Consider the following 17268-nt stretch of genomic DNA (forward strand, 5'->3'; position numbering starts at 1 on the left):
TACGGTCGCGGCCGCATCCGACCCCCAGGAGATGATCGTGAAAGCAGTGGCCGTGCAGACCTTCGGCGATCCCGGCGGCCTGGCCGTCGTCGAGCGACCCGACCCGCGGCCGGGCCCCGGGCAGGTGGTGATCACCACCGAGGCGATCGGCGTCGGCGGCGTCGACGCCCTCATCCGCCGCGGCGACCTGGCCGCCTACGGTTTCGCCGCCGGGCACGTGCCCGGCGGCGAGGTCGCCGGGGTCGTCACCGCCCTCGGCGAGGGGGTCGACGAGTCGTGGACCGGCACCCGGGTCTGGGCCCCCACCGGCCTGGGCGGCGGGTACGCCGAGCAGGCGCTGGTGGACGCCGCAGCGCTCGTACCGCTGCCGCCGGGTGTGTCGCCGGTCGACGCGGTGACCGTCGCGGGGTCCGGTGTGGTGGCCCACTTCGGTCTCCGGCACGCCCGCTTCGCGCCCGGCGAGTCGGTGCTGGTCCGCGGGGCGGCGGGCGGGATCGGCGTGCTGGCCGTCCAGCTCGCCGCACGCACCGGCACGGTCGCCGTCACGACGTCGTCGGCCGAACGCGGCGCCCGCCTGCGCGCGCTGGGCGCCACCCACGTGCTGGACCGCTCCGGGGCGGGCCCCGATGGCTACGACGTCGTCATCGACATCGTGGCCGGCGAAGAGCTGCCGTCGTTCTTCGCCAAGCTCAACGCAGGCGGCCGGCTGGTGGCGGTCGGGGCGGTCGCGGGCCCGCCGCCGGCCCGGCTGGCGGCGGGGATGTTCGCGGCGTTCCGGAAGTCGCTGTCGTTCGCGACGTTCAGCGCCGACACCGTGTCCACAGAGGACCGGCGGGCCTTCGCCGGGGAACTGCTGGCCGCCACCGGGCGCGGCGAGGTGGACGCCGTTGTCCACGACGTGCTGCCCTTGGCGCACGCCACGCTCGCCCACCGGCAGCTCGACGCCGGCGAGGTGTTCGGCCGGATCGCGCTCGTGCCGGCGTGATCAGGTGTACCAGGTCGGCGTCGGGTACGCGCCGAGCAAGGCGTACTCCCCCACCTCGCGGCGCTTGTACGGCAGCGGGTCGTGCAGCGAGTGCGTCCGCAGGTTGCGCCAGAACCGGTCCAGGCCGTACTTCGACGCGCTCGCCCGGGCTCCCGTCAGCTCGAAGATCTTCGTGCCGATCTCGAGGCCGGTGTCCACCGCGCGCTGCTTGGCCGCGGCGATCAGCACCGCCACCTCGCCGCGCGCTTCGGGCGTCAGCTCCTCGCGCGGGGCGTGCAGCACGCGGGAGATCGCCGCGCCCGCCTTGTCCACCAGGGCTTCGACCGCCCACAGCTTGGCCTGCAGGTCGCCGTAGCCGTCGAGGATGTACCACTCCTCCGACGCCGCCTGCTTGTCGTCGCCGCCGTAGGGCCAGGGGCGGGTCCGGTCCCGCGTGTACGCGAGGGCGGTCTCCAGAGCGCCTTGGGCGATGCCGAGGTAGAAGTTGGTGAAGACCAGCTGGATCGCCGGGACGTTGAGCGTGTTGTAGACGAGCGGCCGGAACTCGCGGTCGACGTAGCCGGCGGCCGACGCCCACGGCACCCGCACGTCCGAGATCGTCACGCTGCCGGATTCGGTGAGCCGCTGGCCGATGTTGTCCCAGTCGTCGTGGAAGGTGATGCCTTCCTGCTGGGAGGGGACGATCGCGAAGATGTGGTCCTCGGTCCCGGCCAGGACGCCTTCCAGCACGGTCAGGTCCGAAACCTTGCCCCCGGTGGAGAACGACTTGTGTCCGTTGTAGACGATGTCGTCGCCGTCCTCGGTGATCGTGAGGTCGGAGTCGCGCGGGTTCACCGCGCCGCCGAAGAACAGGTTGCCGGTCGTGTACAGCTCTTCGACCGCCGCCACCTGCGCGTCGGTGGCCACCAGGCGCGCCGCCCATGCCCACAGGTAGTGATAGCCCAGCAGCTGCCCGATCGAGCCGTCGGCCTTGGCGACCTCGCGGATCACCCGGTACGCGGTCTCCCACGACTGCCCGCCACCGCCGTGCTCGGCCGGGCCGAGGAGGGTCACCAGCCCGGCGTCCTTCAGCAGTTGCACTTCCTGGTAGGGGGTCTCGCCCCGGCGGTCGCGCTCGACGGCGTCGACAGCGAGTTTGGCGGCGACCTCGCGGGCGCGTTCGATCCAGTCGGTCATGCTCGGCTCCCCACGGGTTCGGGCGTTGCGGCGCTGCGGTCGATGTCCTTCTCGAGTTCCCTGATGATCGGCAGCACGTGCTTGCCGAAGTACTCGACGTCCTCCTGGAAGTGCAGGAACCCGAGCAGCAGCAGGCTCGCGCCCCGGCGCTTGTATTCGATGGCGCGTTCGGCGATCTGTTCCGGGGTGCCGATGAGCCGGGTGCGGAAGCCGTCGTTGTACTGCACGAGGTCGGCGAACTCCGAATCCGCCCACATGCCCTTCTTGTCGGCCGTCGCGTTGCCGGCCTGCTGCACCGCCGACCGGAAGCCCTCGACCGCTTCGACGTTGGCCTTCGCGACGATCTCACGCAGCACGTCCCGCGCTTCGGCTTCGGTCTCGCGGGCGATCACGAAACCGTTCAGGCCGAATTTGACGGCGTGGGAGTTTTCGGCGGCGTACCCGCGGACTTCGGCCACCTGTTCGCTGAACCCGTCGTAATCCTTGCCGTTGCTGAAGTACCAGTCCGAAACGCGGCCGGCCAGCTTGCGGGCGGCCGTGGAGTTCCCGCCCTGAAAAATCTCGGGATGCGGACGCCCGTCCCCGGCGAGGGGTTTGGGCTTGATGTCGAAATCGTGGATGCGGTAGAAGTCGCCGGTGAACTCGGCGTGGTCGTTCGTCCAGAGTTCCTTGAGCACCCGGATGAACTCTTCGGACCGGCGGTAGCGCTCGTCGTGCTCCAGCCACGGTTCGCCGAGCCCGGTGAACTCGTCCTTGAACCAGCCGCTGACGACGTTCACCGCGGCCCGGCCGCCGGACAGGACGTCCGCGCTGGCGATGAACTTCGCCAGCACCCCGGGCTGCCACAGCCCGGGGTGCACGGCCGCGATCACCTTCAGCCGCTGCGTCGCCAAGAGCAGGGCGAGGCTGAAGCCGGTCGATTCGTGTTGGTAGGCGGCGCCGTAGCTGGCGGTGTAGCGCACCTGCGTGAGCGCGTATTCGAACCCGTTGTTCTCGGCGATGACCGCGAGATCCCGGTTGTATTCGTACCCCCAATCGGTGCGCTGTTCGATGTCGCTGGTGACGAGCCCGCCGCTGACGTTCGGCACCCAGTAGGCGAATTTCAGTGGTTCGTGGAGCTGGGTCATGAGCGGAGAATGGAGCACGGCTCACGGCTGAGCAAAAGCATCCACGGTCTGGGAAAACGCCGGTCCGCCGGAATTGTGTCCACGTCGTGGGCACGCTTGCGCGGCCGACCCGGGACGAGTCCACTCGGAGGCAGCCCGTTCGCCCATCGGAAGGACCCGGCATGTCCGTCACCGACGAACTCCTGGCCAACAACGCCGACTACGCCGCCCGGTTCTCCGGGCCGCTGCCGCTGCCGCCCGCCAAGCACGTCGCCGTGCTCGCCTGCATGGACGCGCGCATCAACGTCTATGGCGTTCTCGGCCTGCAGGAGGGCGAGGCCCACGTCATCCGCAACGCCGGCGGCGTCGCCACCGACGACGCGATCCGCTCGCTCGCCATCAGCCAGCGGCTGCTGGGCACCGAAGAGATCGTCCTCATCCACCACACGGACTGCGGCATGCTCACCTTCACCGACGACGGCTTCAAGAAGTCCATTCAGGACGAAGTCGGCATCAAGCCACCGTGGGCGGCCGAAGCGTTCACCGACCTGGAGGACGACGTCCGCCAGTCGATCGCGCGGATCCGCAACAGCCCGTTCGTCCCGAAGAAGGATTCGGTGCGGGGGTTCGTCTTCGACGTCGCCACGGGCAAGCTGGCCGAAGTCAGCTGAGCGAACCCGCCAGCTGCCAGGTGCGCAGCCGTTCGCGCGGGGACCGCATCCCGGACTGGATCAGGACCACCTCCGTCGCCCCGGCGTCGAAGTACCGGCGCAGGCCCGCCTCGACCGTGCGCTCGTCGCCGATGAGCGCGAGGTCGGCCGCGTGCGCGGCGCCTTCGGCGTCGAGGATCCGGCGGTAGGACGGGATGTCGCCGTAGTAGCCCAGGTGGACCGCGGCGATCTGGCGGACCGTCTCGGCGTCGTCGGTCACCACCGCCGGGACGGCCGCGATCACCCGCGGTTCCGGGCGGCCGGCGTCGGCGGCGGCCTTGGTGAGCGTGGGCACGACGTGCTCGGCGAGCGCGCGCGGACCGGCCAGGAAGGGCAGGGTGCCGTCGGCGAGTTCGCCGGTCACGCGCAGGGCCTGCGGTCCCATCGCGGCGACGACGATCGGGACGTCACCGCCCCCGGGCACGGCCGTGGGCAGCGGCGGGCAGGCGGTGAGCGTTTCGCCGTCGAAGGCGGGGCGGCGGCCGTCGAAGATGTCGCGCAGCACGGTCAGGGACTCGCGCAGGGACGTGATCGGCGGCGGGTATTCGAAGCCGAACGCGGGCTCCAGCAGGCCGGGCACGCCGAGGCCCAGCCCGAGGGTGAACCGTCCGCCGGTGGCCGCCTGCGCGGTCTGCGCCTGGGCGGCGAGGTGCAGCGGGTGCCGCGGGTAGAGCGGCACGACGGCGGTCCCGACAGCGATCCCGGGCACCTCACGCCCGGCGAGGGCGGCGAGGGTGAGGGCATCGTGGTCGAAGAGCTGCGAGAACCAGACGGAACGCAGACCGGCGTCGGCGGCCTCGCGGGTCTGGCCGAGCAGCGCCTCGACACTGTTGGCGGCGCCGGACAGATCGCCGGCGGGCAGGGCGGCACCGATGGTCATAGGGTTCCTCCGAGCTGGATGGCGGATCGGGCTTCTGTGAACTCGCGACCACGGGCGCCGAAACGCTCACGGCGAGGTGGCCTGCCGCGGCCAAGCAGCCTGCCGCGGCTGGTCGTGAGTGGTAAGGCGGGTTCTAACCCGCCTTACCACTCACGACGCTTTCGGGCGGAGGCGGAGCGGGCGCGGTGAAGGCAGCGGCTCGGCCGGACGCCCGCTCAGGCTTCCTCCGGGTACTCCGACTCCCGGCGCCACGAGATCGGGCGTGGGCGCGGCAACCGCCGGTGGCCCGCGCGGGCCACCGGCCTCGATGCGCCGTCCACTTGGCCCCGGTCCGCCGCCAGCTCGTACTGGTTGCGGCCCACCGCGATTCGCGGCTCTGCCGTGCGATTGCCCGTCCCCGGGTCTCCGGCTGGCAACCCCGCCAGCCCCGGCCCCGCCACCATCGCGGAGCGAGCGCGGCCGACTCCGGCCAGCACTTCGCGGACCAGCTCGTCCCAGCTCACCCCGCCCGCCTGCTCCCCCGCCGTGAGCGCGCGGGTGATGCGGCCCGCGGCGTCGGCGAACCGGCTCTCCCGGACCGCCAGCTCACCGAGCGAACGTTCGAGCGCCGCCTCGGCCCGGCGGTCGCCCGTCGGCCGCACCGCGCGCAACGCCGTTTCGCCGCTCTCGCGCCAGTCCGCGTACCGGCCGCGCGAACCCGCCAGGTCGGCCACGGCCAGCGCCAGTTCCGCGCAGTACCCCGGCTCCCCCGCGTCGGCCGCTTGGCGCACCGCGGCCAGCAAACCGGCGGACTCCCGGTCGTACCAGGTGGCCAGGTCACCGAGGTCGGCCGGAACCGGCGTCCGCGGAGCACTCCCCGCCTCGACTCCCCGGACCTCGTCGGTCAGGGACAGCCAGGCACCGAACAGCCGCCGCGACGCCGCCCGGAATGGTTGTGCCGCAGCAAGTTCCAGTGCGAGCAGCCGGGTCAGCGACGGCAGCCGGTAGCGGGTTCCGGCGACGTCGACCAGACGGGCGTCGACCAGCGACTCCAGCGCGTCGGCGGCTTCGGCCGGGTCGAGCTCCGACAGCGCCGTCGCGGCCCAGCCCGCCCAGCTGCCCGCGGGAAGCAGGGCCAGCCGCGCGAACAGGTCCCGCGCCGGCGGCGGCAGCTCCGCCAGACCACGCCCGACGGCCGCCCGGACACCCGCGCCGAGCCGGCCGAGCCGGTCGCCCTCGGCCCGCAGCCGCGCCGCCTCCTGGGCCAGCGTGCGCCCGGGCCGGGCCGCGACGTGCGTCGCGGCCGCCGTGACGGCCAGCGGCAGGCCACCACACAGCTCGACCAGCTCCACCGCGTCCGACAGCTCCGCGGTCACGCGGTCTTCGCCGACGAGCGCGGACAGCAGCTCGACGCCCTCCGCCCCGTCCAGGACGTCGAGCTCGGCCACCGCCACGCCCGGCAGCGACGGCACGCGGGCGTGGGTGGTGACGACCAGCCGGCAGCCCCGGGCGTCCGCGACGAAGGGCGTGACGCGCGCCAGGTTCGCCGCGTCCTCCAGCACCGTCAGCACCCGGCGCCCGGCGAGCACGCTGCGGTAGAGCGCCGCACGTCCGTCCAGGTCCTCGGGGATCTCTCCCGCGGGCACGCCGAGTGCGTGCAGGAACCGCGCCAGGACCTCGGCGGCGTCCTCGTCGGCGAGCCGTGCGTAGAGCACGCCGTCGGGGAACGCCGGCGCGGCGCGGTGCGCGGCCTCCGCCGCCACGGCGGACTTGCCCGCCCCGCCGCGTCCGGTGAGGACGGTGACCACGGCCGCGCCGGGCCCGTCGTCGGTGAGGCCGCGCCGCAGTCCCGCCAGCAGGCGCTCGCGCCCGGTGAAGTACGGCAGGCGGGCGGGCAGCATCCGCGGGACCGCGCGGGCGCTCGCGGGCGCCTCGCTCGAACCGGCGAGGATGTCCTGGTGCAGCTCGCGCAGCGCGGCGCCGGGCTCCAGGCCCAGTTCGTCGACGAAGCGGCGGCGCACGGCCCGGTAGGCGGCGAGCGCCTCGACCCGGCGGCCGCACCGGTGCAGCGCGGTCATCAGCTGCAGCACGAACCGCTCGCGCAGCGGGTACTCCTCGGTCAGCACCGAGATCTCGCCGACGACCTCGCGGTGCAGGCCCAGCTCGAGCTCGGCGTCGAGGCAGTCCTCGAGCACCTCCACTCGGCGCTGCGCGATGCGGACCTGGTGGGCGCGCACGACACCGCTGTCGATCCCGGTGAGCGGTTCCCCGCGCCACAGCGCCAGCGCCTCGCGGAACGCCGCGCGGGCCTCCTCCGGCCGCCGCGCCGCCCGCCCCCGCGCCACCAGCGTCTCGAACTCGTGCAGGTCCAGTTCCCCGGGGGCGAGGTCGAGGCAGTAGCCGCTGCCGCGCGCGGAGATCCGATCGCCCAGCCCGGCTTTGGCCAGCGCCCGGCGCAGCGCCGAGACGCAGGTCTGGACCTGCGCCCGGGCCGTCGCGGGCGGCTCGGCGCCCCACAGCGCGTCGAGCAGCACTTCCAAGGGCACCACACGGTTGCCGTTGAGCAGCAGCAGCGCGAGCACCACCTGCTGGCGGCGCGCGGTGACGGCCACCGGCTCGCGGCCGCGGACCTGGAGCAGGCCGAGGACGCGGAACCCGGGTTCGGGCACCTGGTCGGGGACGGCACGGAGCACGGGGGTTCCGGGTGTCGGCACGGTGGTCTGCACGGTGTTCCCTCCGGGGTCAGACGAGGACTTCGGGCGGCGCCGGGTGCCCGAGGAAGGCGGTGGGACTGGCGGTCAGGCCGTAGGCGCCGGCCTGGAAGATCGCGATCAGGTCGCCGATCGCCGCACCGGGCAGGGAAACCCGGTCGCCGAGGAGGTCGAGCGGGGTGCACAGGCAGCCGACCACCGTCACCGTCTCTTCGGGACCGCGGGGGGCGGACGCGAGTTCCAGGGGGTAGTTGCGGCGGATGGCCTGGCCGAAGTTGCCGGACGCGGCCAGCTGGTGGTGGAGGCCGCCGTCGACGACGAGGAACGTGGTGCCGCGCGAGACCTTCCGGTCGACCACGCGGGTGAGGTAGACCCCGGCCTCCCCCACCAGGTAGCGGCCGAGCTCGATCACCACGCGCGCCTCGGGCAGCGCGGGCCGCAGCGAGACGTCGAGGAGCTTCGCCAGGTTCTCGCCGACCTCGTCGAGGTCCAGCGCTGTGTCGCGGGCGGTGTAGGGGATGCCGAAGCCGCCGCCGAGGTTCACCGACCGCACCGGGCCGGGCGCCGCCTCGGCGAGCTGCAGCACCAGGTCGACCGTCGCGCGCTGGGCCTCGCACAGGCTTTCCGCGCGCAGGTTCTGGGAGCCGGCGAAGACGTGGAAGCCCTGGAAGTCCAGGCCCGCGGCGCCGACCTCGGTCAGCACCGCGGGGACGCGCTCGGCGTCGATGCCGAACTGCTGCGGGCCACCGCCCAGCCGCATGCCGGACCCGCGCACGGCGAAGTCCGGGTTCACCCGCAGCGCCACGCGCGGGGTGAGGCCGAGGCGGTCGCCCGCCTCCCGGACGCGGGTGAGCTCGGTGGTGGATTCCAGTTCGACGGTGACGCCGGCGGCGACCGCGCGGGCCAGCTCGGCGGCGGTCTTGCCGGGCCCGGCGAAGCTGATCCGTTCGGGCGGGACGGTCGTGTCGAGCGCCTGCCGCAGTTCCCCGGCGGAGGCGACGTCGAGGCCGTCGACGAGGCCGCTGAGGTGGTGCAGCAGGGCGGGCATCGGGTTGGCCTTGACCGCGTAGCTCAGCTCGACGTCGCCGGGCAGCGCGGCCCGCACCCGCTCGACGCGCGAGGTGACGAGCGAGCGGTCGTAGGCGAAGAAGGGGGTGGTGCCGACCCGCGCCGCGAGCCGGTCCACGGGCACGCCGCCCACGGTGAGCACACCGCCGGCCCGGCCGAACGGCGCCGCCGCGGCTTCCGTCGTGTTCGCCATCGCTTTCCTTTTCTTCGAGCACGGGGAAATGGCTATCGGAAAAGCACCACCGGCAGTTCCCGGCGGCACGGGGACCACTGAAGCAACTACCCACCCACCCGGGCATGGGTAGTCCTCACCCAGATTCGGTACCCACCTGGGGAGGGCGGCACCCAGGTGTACCTGCTGTGTCCGCGCGGTCACTCCGGTGACACATCCACATCGGACTGGACGGTCATTTCCGCAGGTCAGGGCGATTGACCACACCGTTCGGCGCAGTCACCCACCGGCGCTGCTCCAGCCGGGTGGCGTGCCGCGGTGGCAGCTTCCTGCCGTCGCCTGCCTGCCATCGCCGGCCCCGGAAACACCTCTTGACGAACGGGGTGCGCAGCCCGCACGATCGGAATCCACCGGCACCACCCGGAAATGCCCGGGAACCGGTGCCATTCGGTCAGCACCACCGTTTTCCCGATTTCCGCGCCCCTTCCGACGATGGGTGAACTATGTCTTCCCTGCCTGCTCCCGGTGAGCCGATCGCGGTGGTCGGCATGTCCTGCCGGCTGCCCGGCGCCGCCGGCCCGGCGCGGCTGCGCCGGTTGCTGGCCGAGGGCCGCGAGGCCGTCGGCGAGGTCCCGCCGGGCCGGTGGCCGGACGGCGACGGCACCGGGCGCGGCGGCTTCGTGTCCGATGTGGACGGATTCGACGCGGCCTTCTTCGGCGTCTCCCCGCGCGAGGCCGCGGCGATGGACCCGCAGCAGCGGCTGGTGCTGGAGCTCGCCTGGGAGGCCTGCGAGGACGCCCGGATCGCGCCCGGCACCCTGCGCGGCAGCGGCACCGCCGTCGTGATCGGCGCGATCAACGGCGACTACGCGCTGCTGCACGACCGCCTCGGCGCCGGGCCGCACACGCTCACCGGCACCCACCGCAGCCTCATCGCCAACCGCGTCTCCTACGTGCTCGGCCTGCGCGGTCCGAGCCTGACCGTCGACTCGGGACAGTCGTCCTCGCTGGTCGCGGTGCACCTGGCGGCCGAGCAGCTGCGCCGCGGGACCGCGGCCGTGGCGCTCGCCGGCGGGGTGAACCTCAACCTCCTGGCCGCGGGCACCGAGACCGTGGACCGCTTCGGCGCGCTGTCCCCGCGGGGCCGCTGCCACACCTTCGACAGCCGCGCCGACGGGTACGTCCGCGGCGAGGGCGGCGGCCTGGTCGTCCTCAAGCCGCTGAGCGCCGCGCTCGCGGACGGCGACCGCGTGCACGCCGTGCTGCTGGGCGGCGCGGTGAACAACGACGGCGGCGGCGCCGGTCTCACCGTCCCGCGGGCGGAGGCGCAGACCGAGGTGATCCGGCTGGCCTGCGCCGATGCCGGAGTCGCGCCGTCCGACGTCCAGTACGTCGAACTGCACGGCACCGGCACGCCGGTCGGCGACCCGATCGAGGCGGAGGCGCTGGGCGCCGCGTTCGCCGGCGAGCGCCCGGAGCCGCTGCCGGTCGGTTCGGTGAAGACCGTGGTCGGCCACCTCGAAGGCGCCGCCGGCGTCGCCGGGCTGCTGAAGGTGCTGGTGTGCCTGTCCGAGCGCCGCCTGAGCCCGAGCCTGAACTTCGCGACGCCGAACCCGGCCATCCCGTTCGAGTCGCTGAACCTCGAACTCGTGCGGGAGGCCCGGGACTGGCCGCGGCCGCAGGACCGGCTCGTCGCCGGCGTCAGCTCGTTCGGCGTCGGCGGCACCAACTGCCACCTCGTCCTGGCCGAAGCCCCGGCTTCCGCGCCGCCCGAAGACATCGCCGCCGAGGACGTCCCGCTGGTGCTCTCGGCCCGGTCGGCCGCCGCCCTGCCCGCCCAGGCCCGGGCGCTCGCCGGCCACCTGGCCGAGCACCCGGACCTCGCCCACGGCGATGTCGCCCGGTCGCTGCTGTGCACCCGTGAGCTCTTCGAGCACCGCGCGGTCGTGTTCGACGACCTCGCGTCGCTGGCCGACGGCACGCCGTCGGAGAACGTCGTGACCGGGCGGACCGTCGACGGCACCGACGTGCTCGTGTTTCCCGGACAGGGTTCGCAGTGGCCGGCCATGGCCCGCGCGCTGCTGCGCGACTCGTCCGTGTTCGCCCGCCGGCTGGCGGAATGCTCGGCCGCGCTCGCGGAGTTCGTGGACTACGACCTGTTCGACGGCCTCCGCGCGGGAACCGCCGACCTCGACCGCGTCGACGTCGTGCAGCCCGCGCTGTGGGCGGTCATGGTTTCGCTGGCGGAGGTCTGGCGCGACGCGGGTCTCACGCCGTCGGTCGTCGTCGGGCACTCCCAGGGCGAGATCGCCGCCGCCACCGCGATCGGCGCGCTGTCCCTCTCCGACGGCGCCCGCGTGGTCGCCTTGCGGAGCCGGGCGATCGCCGGGATGCCACGCGGCGGCGGAATGATGTCGGTCGGCGCGCCCGAGGACACCGTCGTTCCGCTGCTGCCGGCCGGGGTGTCGGTGGCCGCGGTGAACGGCACCCGGTCGGTGGTGCTGTCCGGGCCGTCCGACGCGCTGGCGGCGTTGCACACCACGCTCACCGCCGACGGCCACCGCGCGAAGATCCTGCCGGTCGACTACGCGTCGCACTCGGCGGCGGTCGACCCGCTGCGGGCGGAGATCCTGCGGCTGCTGGCCCCGGTGCGGCCGGTGTCCACTTCGGTCACTTTCGTCTCGGCACTCACCGGAGAGCCCTTCGACACCGCGGGGCTTGACGCCGAGTACTGGTTCGAAAGCCTGCGCCGCCCGGTGCGGTTCGCTTCGGCGACGGCCGGGGCCCTCGCGGCCGGGGGCGCGCGGTTCGTCGAGTGCAGCCCGCACCCGGTGCTGCTGGGCAGCATCGAGGAAACCGCCGAAGCCGAGGACCGCGCGGTGGCCGTCGTCGGAACGCTGCGGCGTGACGACGGTGGCGGCGATCGCCTGCGGCACAGCCTGGCCGAGGCGTTCGTCGCCGGAGCCGGCGTGCGGTGGGAGGTGCCCGGCTCGCGCTTGGTGGACCTGCCGACGTATGCGTTCCGGCGGACCCGCTACTGGCTCGGCGAAGAGGTGGCCGCCGCCCCGGTGGCCGTCGATCCCGCGCAGGTCGCCGACCTGGTCCTCGCCACGGCCGCGGCCGTCCTGGGCCACGCCGACGCCGACGGCATCGATCCCGCGGCCACGTTCAAGGACCTTGGCTTCGACTCGGTGAGCGTGGTGGAGCTGCGCACCCGGCTGCAGGCCACCACCGGGCGCAAGCTGCCGACCACGCTGCTGTTCGACTTTCCCTCCCCGGCCCACCTGATCACGCACCTGCGGGCGCAGCCGGACGACGTCGCTCCTCCGGAGGAAATGAAGCCGCGGCAGGACGACCCGATCGCGATCGTCGCCATGGGCTGCCGGTTCCCCGGCGGCATCACCACCCCGGCCGAGCTGTGGGACCTGGTGGCCGCCGGCGGCGAGGCCGTCACGGAGCTGCCCGCGAACCGCGGCTGGGACCTCGACACGCTCCTCGGCGACGCCGGGCCGGGCTCGTGCGCCACCCGGTTCGGCGGCTTCCTCCACGACGCCGACCGGTTCGACCCGGCGTTCTTCGGCCTGAGCCCGCGCGAGGCCCTGGCCATGGACCCGCAGCAGCGGGTGCTGCTGGAGATCAGCCACGAGGCGATCGAGCGCGCCGGGCTCGGCTCGCTCGAGGGAACCGACACCGGCGTGTTCGTCGGCGCGATGGCCATGGACTACGGCCCGCGCCTGCACGAGCCGACCGGGCTGGTCGACGGCCACCGCCTCACCGGCACGTCCCCGAGCGTGGCGTCGGGCCGGATCGCGTATACGTATGGGCTGCGCGGGCCCGCGTTGACGGTGGACACGGCGTGCTCGTCGTCGCTGGTCGCGATCCAGCTGGCCGCCGACGCGCTGCACCGCGGCGATTGCTCGCTGGCCCTCGCGGGCGGCGTCACCGTGATGGCGGCCCCGGGCAACCTAGTGGACTTCACGCGGCAGAACGGCCTTTCCGCCGACGGCCGCGCGAAGGCCTTCTCCGCGGACGCCGACGGCACGGCGTTCGCGGAGGGCGCGGGCATGCTCGTGCTGGAGCGCCTGTCGGACGCCCGCCGCCACGGCCACCCGGTGCTCGCGCTCCTGCGCGGCGGCGCGACCGGTTCCGACGGTGCCAGCAACGGCCTCACGGCGCCCAACGGCCAGGCGCAGCAGCAGGTGATCCGCCGGGCGCTGGCCGCCACTGGACTGTCCACAGCGGACGTGGACGTGGTCGAGGCCCACGGCACGGGAACGGCGCTGGGCGACCCGATCGAGGCGCACGCGCTGCTGGCCACCTACGGACAGGACCGCGAGACACCACTGTGGCTGGGATCGCTGAAGTCCAACATCGGCCACACCCAGGCGGCGGCCGGCGTGGCGGGGGTGATCAAGATGGTCGAGGCCCTGCGTCACGACACGATCCCGCGGACGTTGCACGCCGAGGTGCCGAGCCGGCACGTGGACTGGGCGAGCGGCCGGGTCGAGGTCCTGTCGGAGGCCCAGGCGTGGTCCGACCGCGGCCGTCCGCGGCGGGCGGCGGTGTCGAGCTTCGGCATCAGCGGGACCAATGCGCACGTGGTGCTGGAGGCCGCACCGGCTGAGGAGCCCGCGCAGGCCGAGGCCGGAACCGAAGCCACCGCCTCCGCAGCGCCGGCCAGACCGCTGGCCGCCCAGGCCGAACCCGACACCGCACCCGCCGCAGCGCCGACGACAGCCATCACCGAGCCGATCGTCTGGCCCCTGCACGCCCACACCGACGCCGCCCTCCGCACCCACGCCACCCGGCTGCGGGCCTACGCCGAAACCGCCACCGACCACGACATCGCCGCCACCGGTGCGGTCCTCGCCCGGCGCCGTCCCGGGGTCTGCCGCGCGGTCGTCGTCGCCGAAGACCGGGCGGAACTGGCGGCTGCCCTCGAATCCCTCGCCGAGGGCGCCCCGCACCCCGCGCTCGTCACCGGCACCTCCGGGGGCGACACCAAGACCGTGTTCGTCTTCCCCGGCCAGGGCGCCCAGTGGCCGGGCATGGCCGCCGAACTGCTCGCCGCGGACGCCACCTTCGCACGGCTGCTCACCGAGGCCGCCGAGGCACTGCGCCCGCACACCGGCTGGTCCGTTCTCGACGTGCTCACCGGCGCCGACGGCGCGCCGGACCTGGAGGGGACCGAGGTCGTGCAGCCGGTGCTGTTCGCCGTCATGGTCGCCCTCGCCGGACTGTGGCAGGCCGCCGGGGTCGCTCCGGCCGCGGTGGTCGGCCACTCCCAGGGCGAGCTGGCCGCGGCCGTCGTCGCCGGGGCCCTGCCGCTCGCCGACGCCGCCCGGATCATCGCCGTCCGGAGCAGGCTGCTCACCGCCGAGCTGGACGGGACGGGCGGCATCCTCGCCGTCGGCCTGCCCGTCGCGCAGGTGCGGGAACGCCTGGCCCCGTGGGCCGGGCGCCTGTGGCCGGCCGTGGACAACGGCCCGGCCGGCACCGTGGTCGGCGGCGAGCTGGCCGCGATCGAGGAGTTCGCGGCCGCCTGCGCGGACGTCCAGATCCGGCGCACCCCGGTGGCGTACGCGGCACACACCCCGCACGTCGAAGCGGTCCGCGACGCCCTGCTCCGAGAGATCGGCGAACTCGCCCCCGCCGACACCGCGACCACGATCTGCTCTTCCTGCACCGGCGGCTTCCTCCCGGGCTCCGAGCTGACCGCGGACTACTGGTACCGCAACCTCGCCGAGCCGGTGCGGTTCGACGCCGCCGTCCGTGCCTTCGCCGGCTACCGGCGGCCGCTGTTCGTCGAGGTCAGCCCGCACCCCATCCTCGCGGGCGCGGTGCAGGAGATCCTGGCCGACGCGGCCGTCGACGGCACCGCCGTGGGCACCCTGCGCCGCGGGGAAGGCGGGCGCCGCCGGTTCCTGCTCGCCCTGGCCGCGGCGCACGTGCGGGGCGCCGGAGTCGACTGGCCGCGGCTGCTCGGCCCGGTCACCCGCCACCCGGATGTGCCGACCTCGGCGTTCGATCGGCAGCGTTATTGGCTCACCGACGGCGAACGCGGCCTGCTCGGCTCCCCCACCCCGGTCGCCGAGGGCGACGGCCTGGTCGCCACCGGAAAGCTGTCCCTCACCTCGCTGCCCTGGCTGGCGGGGCACGCGGTCCGCGGCACGGTCCTGTTCCCCGGCACCGGGTTCGCCGAGCTGGCCCTGGAAGCGGCGGACGGCGGGAGCGTCGAGGACCTGACGCTCGAAGCGCCGCTGGCGCTGCCCGCGTCCGGCGCGGTCGAAGTCCAGGTCGGCCTCGGCGGCGCGGACGACCACGGCCGCCGCCCGCTGACCGTCCACTCGCGACTCGGCGACGGACCGTGGACGCGGCACGCGACCGGCACGGTGAGCCCGGCGCAGGCACCCGGCACTCCCCTGCCCGCCTGGCCGCCGCTCGGAGCGGAACCAGTCGACCTCGACGGCGCCTACGCGCGGCTCGCCGAACGCGGCTACGAGTACGGACCCGCGTTCCAGGGGCTCGCCGCGTTGTGGCGTGACGGCGAAGACCGGTACGTCGAGGTCGAGCTTCCCGCCGACGGGGAGTTCACCGCCCACCCCGCGGTGCTCGACGCGGTGCTGCACGCGCTGGTGCTCGACGGCACCGAGCTGCTCCTCCCGTTCTCCTTCGGTGGCCTGCGGGTCACCTCGCCCCTGCCGGGCTCGGTGCGGGCCCGGCTGTCCGGCTCGGCGACCACCGGCGTCGAAGTCACCCTCTACGACACGGCGGGCACCCCGCTCGGCGGCGTCGAGTCGCTGCTGCTGCGGCCCGCCGCCGAGGCGAAAGCCGCCGCGGAGCTGTACCGCGTCGAATGGACGCCGGCCGCGGTGGGCAGCGGTGCCGATCGCGAGTGGACGGTGATCGGCACCGAGCTGCCCGAGGTCGTGCCGCCGATCGTGCTCACCACCGCGCACGAGCTGCCCGCCGTTCTGGACCTGCTGCAGCGCTGGCTGCTCGACGAGCGCTGCGACGGCTCGAAGCTGGTGTTCCTGCAGGACCCGGGCTCGCCCGAAGGCGCGCCGGTGTGGGGCCTGGTGCGCTCGGCCATCGCCGAGCACCCCGGCCGCTTCGCCCTCGCCGGCGCCCGGCCCGGTGCGTCCCTCGCGGCCGCCCTGGAAACGGGCGAACCGCAGTTCGCCGTCCGCGACGGCGCGGTGCTGGTGCCCCGGCTGGCCCGGTACATCACCGATCCCTCCACAGTGGACTTCGGGAGTGGCACGGTCCTGGTCACCGGCGGCACCGGTGGGCTCGGCGTCCTGGTCGCCGAGCGGCTGGTGACCACGCACGGCGTCCGCGACCTGCTGCTGGTCTCGCGCCGCGGTGGCGACGTCCCGGCGCGGCTGGCCGGGCTGGACGCCCGCGTTCGCGTGGTGGCGGCCGACGTCGCCGACCGCGGTGCGCTGGAAGCGGTCCTGGCCGGCGAGACGCTCACCGGGGTGGTCCACGCGGCCGGGGTCCTCGACGACTCCACCATCACCGGGCTCACGAAGGCGCAGCTGGAGACCGTGCTGCGGCCCAAGCGTGACGCCGCCTGGCTGCTGCACGAGCTGACCGAAGGGCAGCCCCTCGCCGCGTTCGTGCTGTTCTCCTCGATCGCGGGGGTGCTCGGCAACCGCGGTCAGGCGAACTACGCCGCCGCCAACGCCGCACTCGACGCGCTGGCGGAGTACCGGGCGGCCCGCGGGCTGCCCGCCGTGTCGATCGCGTGGGGCCTGTGGGACACGGCCACCGGCATGACCGCCGGGATGACCGCCACGGACCGTTCGCGCCTGATCGGCGTCCGGCCGATCACCGAGGCGCAGGGGCTCGCCGCGTTCGACGCCGCACTCGGCCTCTCCGGCACGGTGGTGGCGTCCACTTGGGACACCGCGGCCCTGCGGGCGGCCGACGACGTCCCCGCTGTGCTGCGGAGTCTCGTGCCGGTGCGTCGGGCCGCCGCGGCCGCGCCGGTCCCGGCCGGTCTGGCCGGGCAGCTCGCCGGGCTGGACCGCGAGACCGCGGCCGCGACGGTGACCGGCTTCGTCCGGACGGAGGTCGCCACGGCGCTGGGGCACCGGTCGCCGGCCTCGGTCGAGGTGGCGAAGCCGTTCAGCGAGCTCGGGATCGACTCGCTGACGTCGGTGAAGCTGCGCAACCGCATCGGCGCCGGGACCGGGCTGCGGCTGCCCGCGTCGCTGCTGTTCAACCATCCGACCGTCGAGCTGCTGGCCGCGCACCTGCTCGGTGAGCTGCTCCCGCCGCCGCCGGACCCCGCGCAGCGGTTGCGCGACACGCTCGGCGAAGTCCTGGCCGACGCGGGCGCCGAGGACCGCGCCCGGCTGGCGGACGTGCTGCGGGAGGCCCTGGACGGGCTCGGCGCGGAGCCCGCGCTCGACCTCGCCTCGGACGACGAGCTCTTCGCCTTCATCGACAAGCTGTGACGTTTTGCGAACGGAT

The 17268-nt window shown here is 74.2% G+C and carries 8 protein-coding genes; 3 read left to right on the forward strand and 5 right to left on the reverse strand.

Annotated features, from left to right (window positions below; translation table 11 throughout):
* Positions 1 to 46: 46 nt before the first annotated feature.
* On the forward strand, positions 47 to 985 hold the full coding sequence (locus tag ACFPLC_RS39975; protein ID WP_378236297.1) for a zinc-binding dehydrogenase: 939 nt from the start codon (positions 47 to 49) through the stop codon (positions 983 to 985).
* Here the strand turns inward: ACFPLC_RS39975 and ACFPLC_RS39980 are convergent, their stop codons facing one another.
* Positions 986 to 2161 carry an acyl-CoA dehydrogenase family protein gene (locus ACFPLC_RS39980; protein WP_378189569.1) on the reverse strand — a complete coding sequence of 392 codons (1176 nt, stop codon included), beginning with the start codon at positions 2159 to 2161 and terminating at the stop codon, positions 986 to 988. It lies immediately after the preceding gene.
* A complete protein-coding gene (gene sfnG / locus ACFPLC_RS39985) occupies positions 2158 to 3288 on the reverse strand; it encodes a dimethylsulfone monooxygenase SfnG (RefSeq protein WP_378189567.1) in 1131 nt (376 codons plus the stop codon). The genes ACFPLC_RS39980 and sfnG overlap by 4 nt, the downstream gene beginning before the upstream one ends.
* A gap of 161 nt (positions 3289 to 3449) precedes the next feature.
* Here sfnG and ACFPLC_RS39990 point away from each other — a divergent pair, with 161 nt between their 5' ends.
* The gene (locus ACFPLC_RS39990) at positions 3450 to 3938 is read left to right on the forward strand and encodes a beta-class carbonic anhydrase (RefSeq protein ID WP_378189565.1); all 489 of its coding nucleotides are present in this window, start codon (positions 3450 to 3452) and stop codon (positions 3936 to 3938) included.
* On the opposite strand, the gene ACFPLC_RS39995 is transcribed toward ACFPLC_RS39990, so the two are convergent.
* From ACFPLC_RS39995 to ACFPLC_RS40005, 3 genes are all read right to left on the reverse strand, one after another.
* A complete protein-coding gene (locus ACFPLC_RS39995) occupies positions 3931 to 4857 on the reverse strand; it encodes a TIGR03564 family F420-dependent LLM class oxidoreductase (protein ID WP_378189563.1) in 927 nt (308 codons plus the stop codon). The genes ACFPLC_RS39990 and ACFPLC_RS39995 overlap by 8 nt on opposite strands.
* A gap of 215 nt (positions 4858 to 5072) precedes the next feature.
* Positions 5073 to 7562, reverse strand: coding sequence for an AfsR/SARP family transcriptional regulator (locus ACFPLC_RS40000; protein ID WP_378189561.1), 2490 nt, complete (start codon positions 7560 to 7562; stop codon positions 5073 to 5075).
* Positions 7563 to 7578: 16 nt separating this feature from the next.
* On the reverse strand, positions 7579 to 8808 hold the full coding sequence (locus ACFPLC_RS40005; protein ID WP_191316317.1) for a pyridoxal-dependent decarboxylase, exosortase A system-associated: 1230 nt from the start codon (positions 8806 to 8808) through the stop codon (positions 7579 to 7581).
* Between the two features lie 482 nt (positions 8809 to 9290).
* Here ACFPLC_RS40005 and ACFPLC_RS40010 point away from each other — a divergent pair, with 482 nt between their 5' ends.
* Positions 9291 to 17252, forward strand: a complete 7962-nt coding sequence (locus ACFPLC_RS40010; RefSeq protein WP_378189559.1) for an SDR family NAD(P)-dependent oxidoreductase — start codon at positions 9291 to 9293, stop codon at positions 17250 to 17252.
* Positions 17253 to 17268 lie beyond the last annotated feature (16 nt).

Origin of the sequence: Amycolatopsis plumensis, assembly GCF_042652605.1 — a bacterium.
In the GTDB taxonomy this organism is placed as follows: domain Bacteria; phylum Actinomycetota; class Actinomycetes; order Mycobacteriales; family Pseudonocardiaceae; genus Amycolatopsis; species Amycolatopsis plumensis.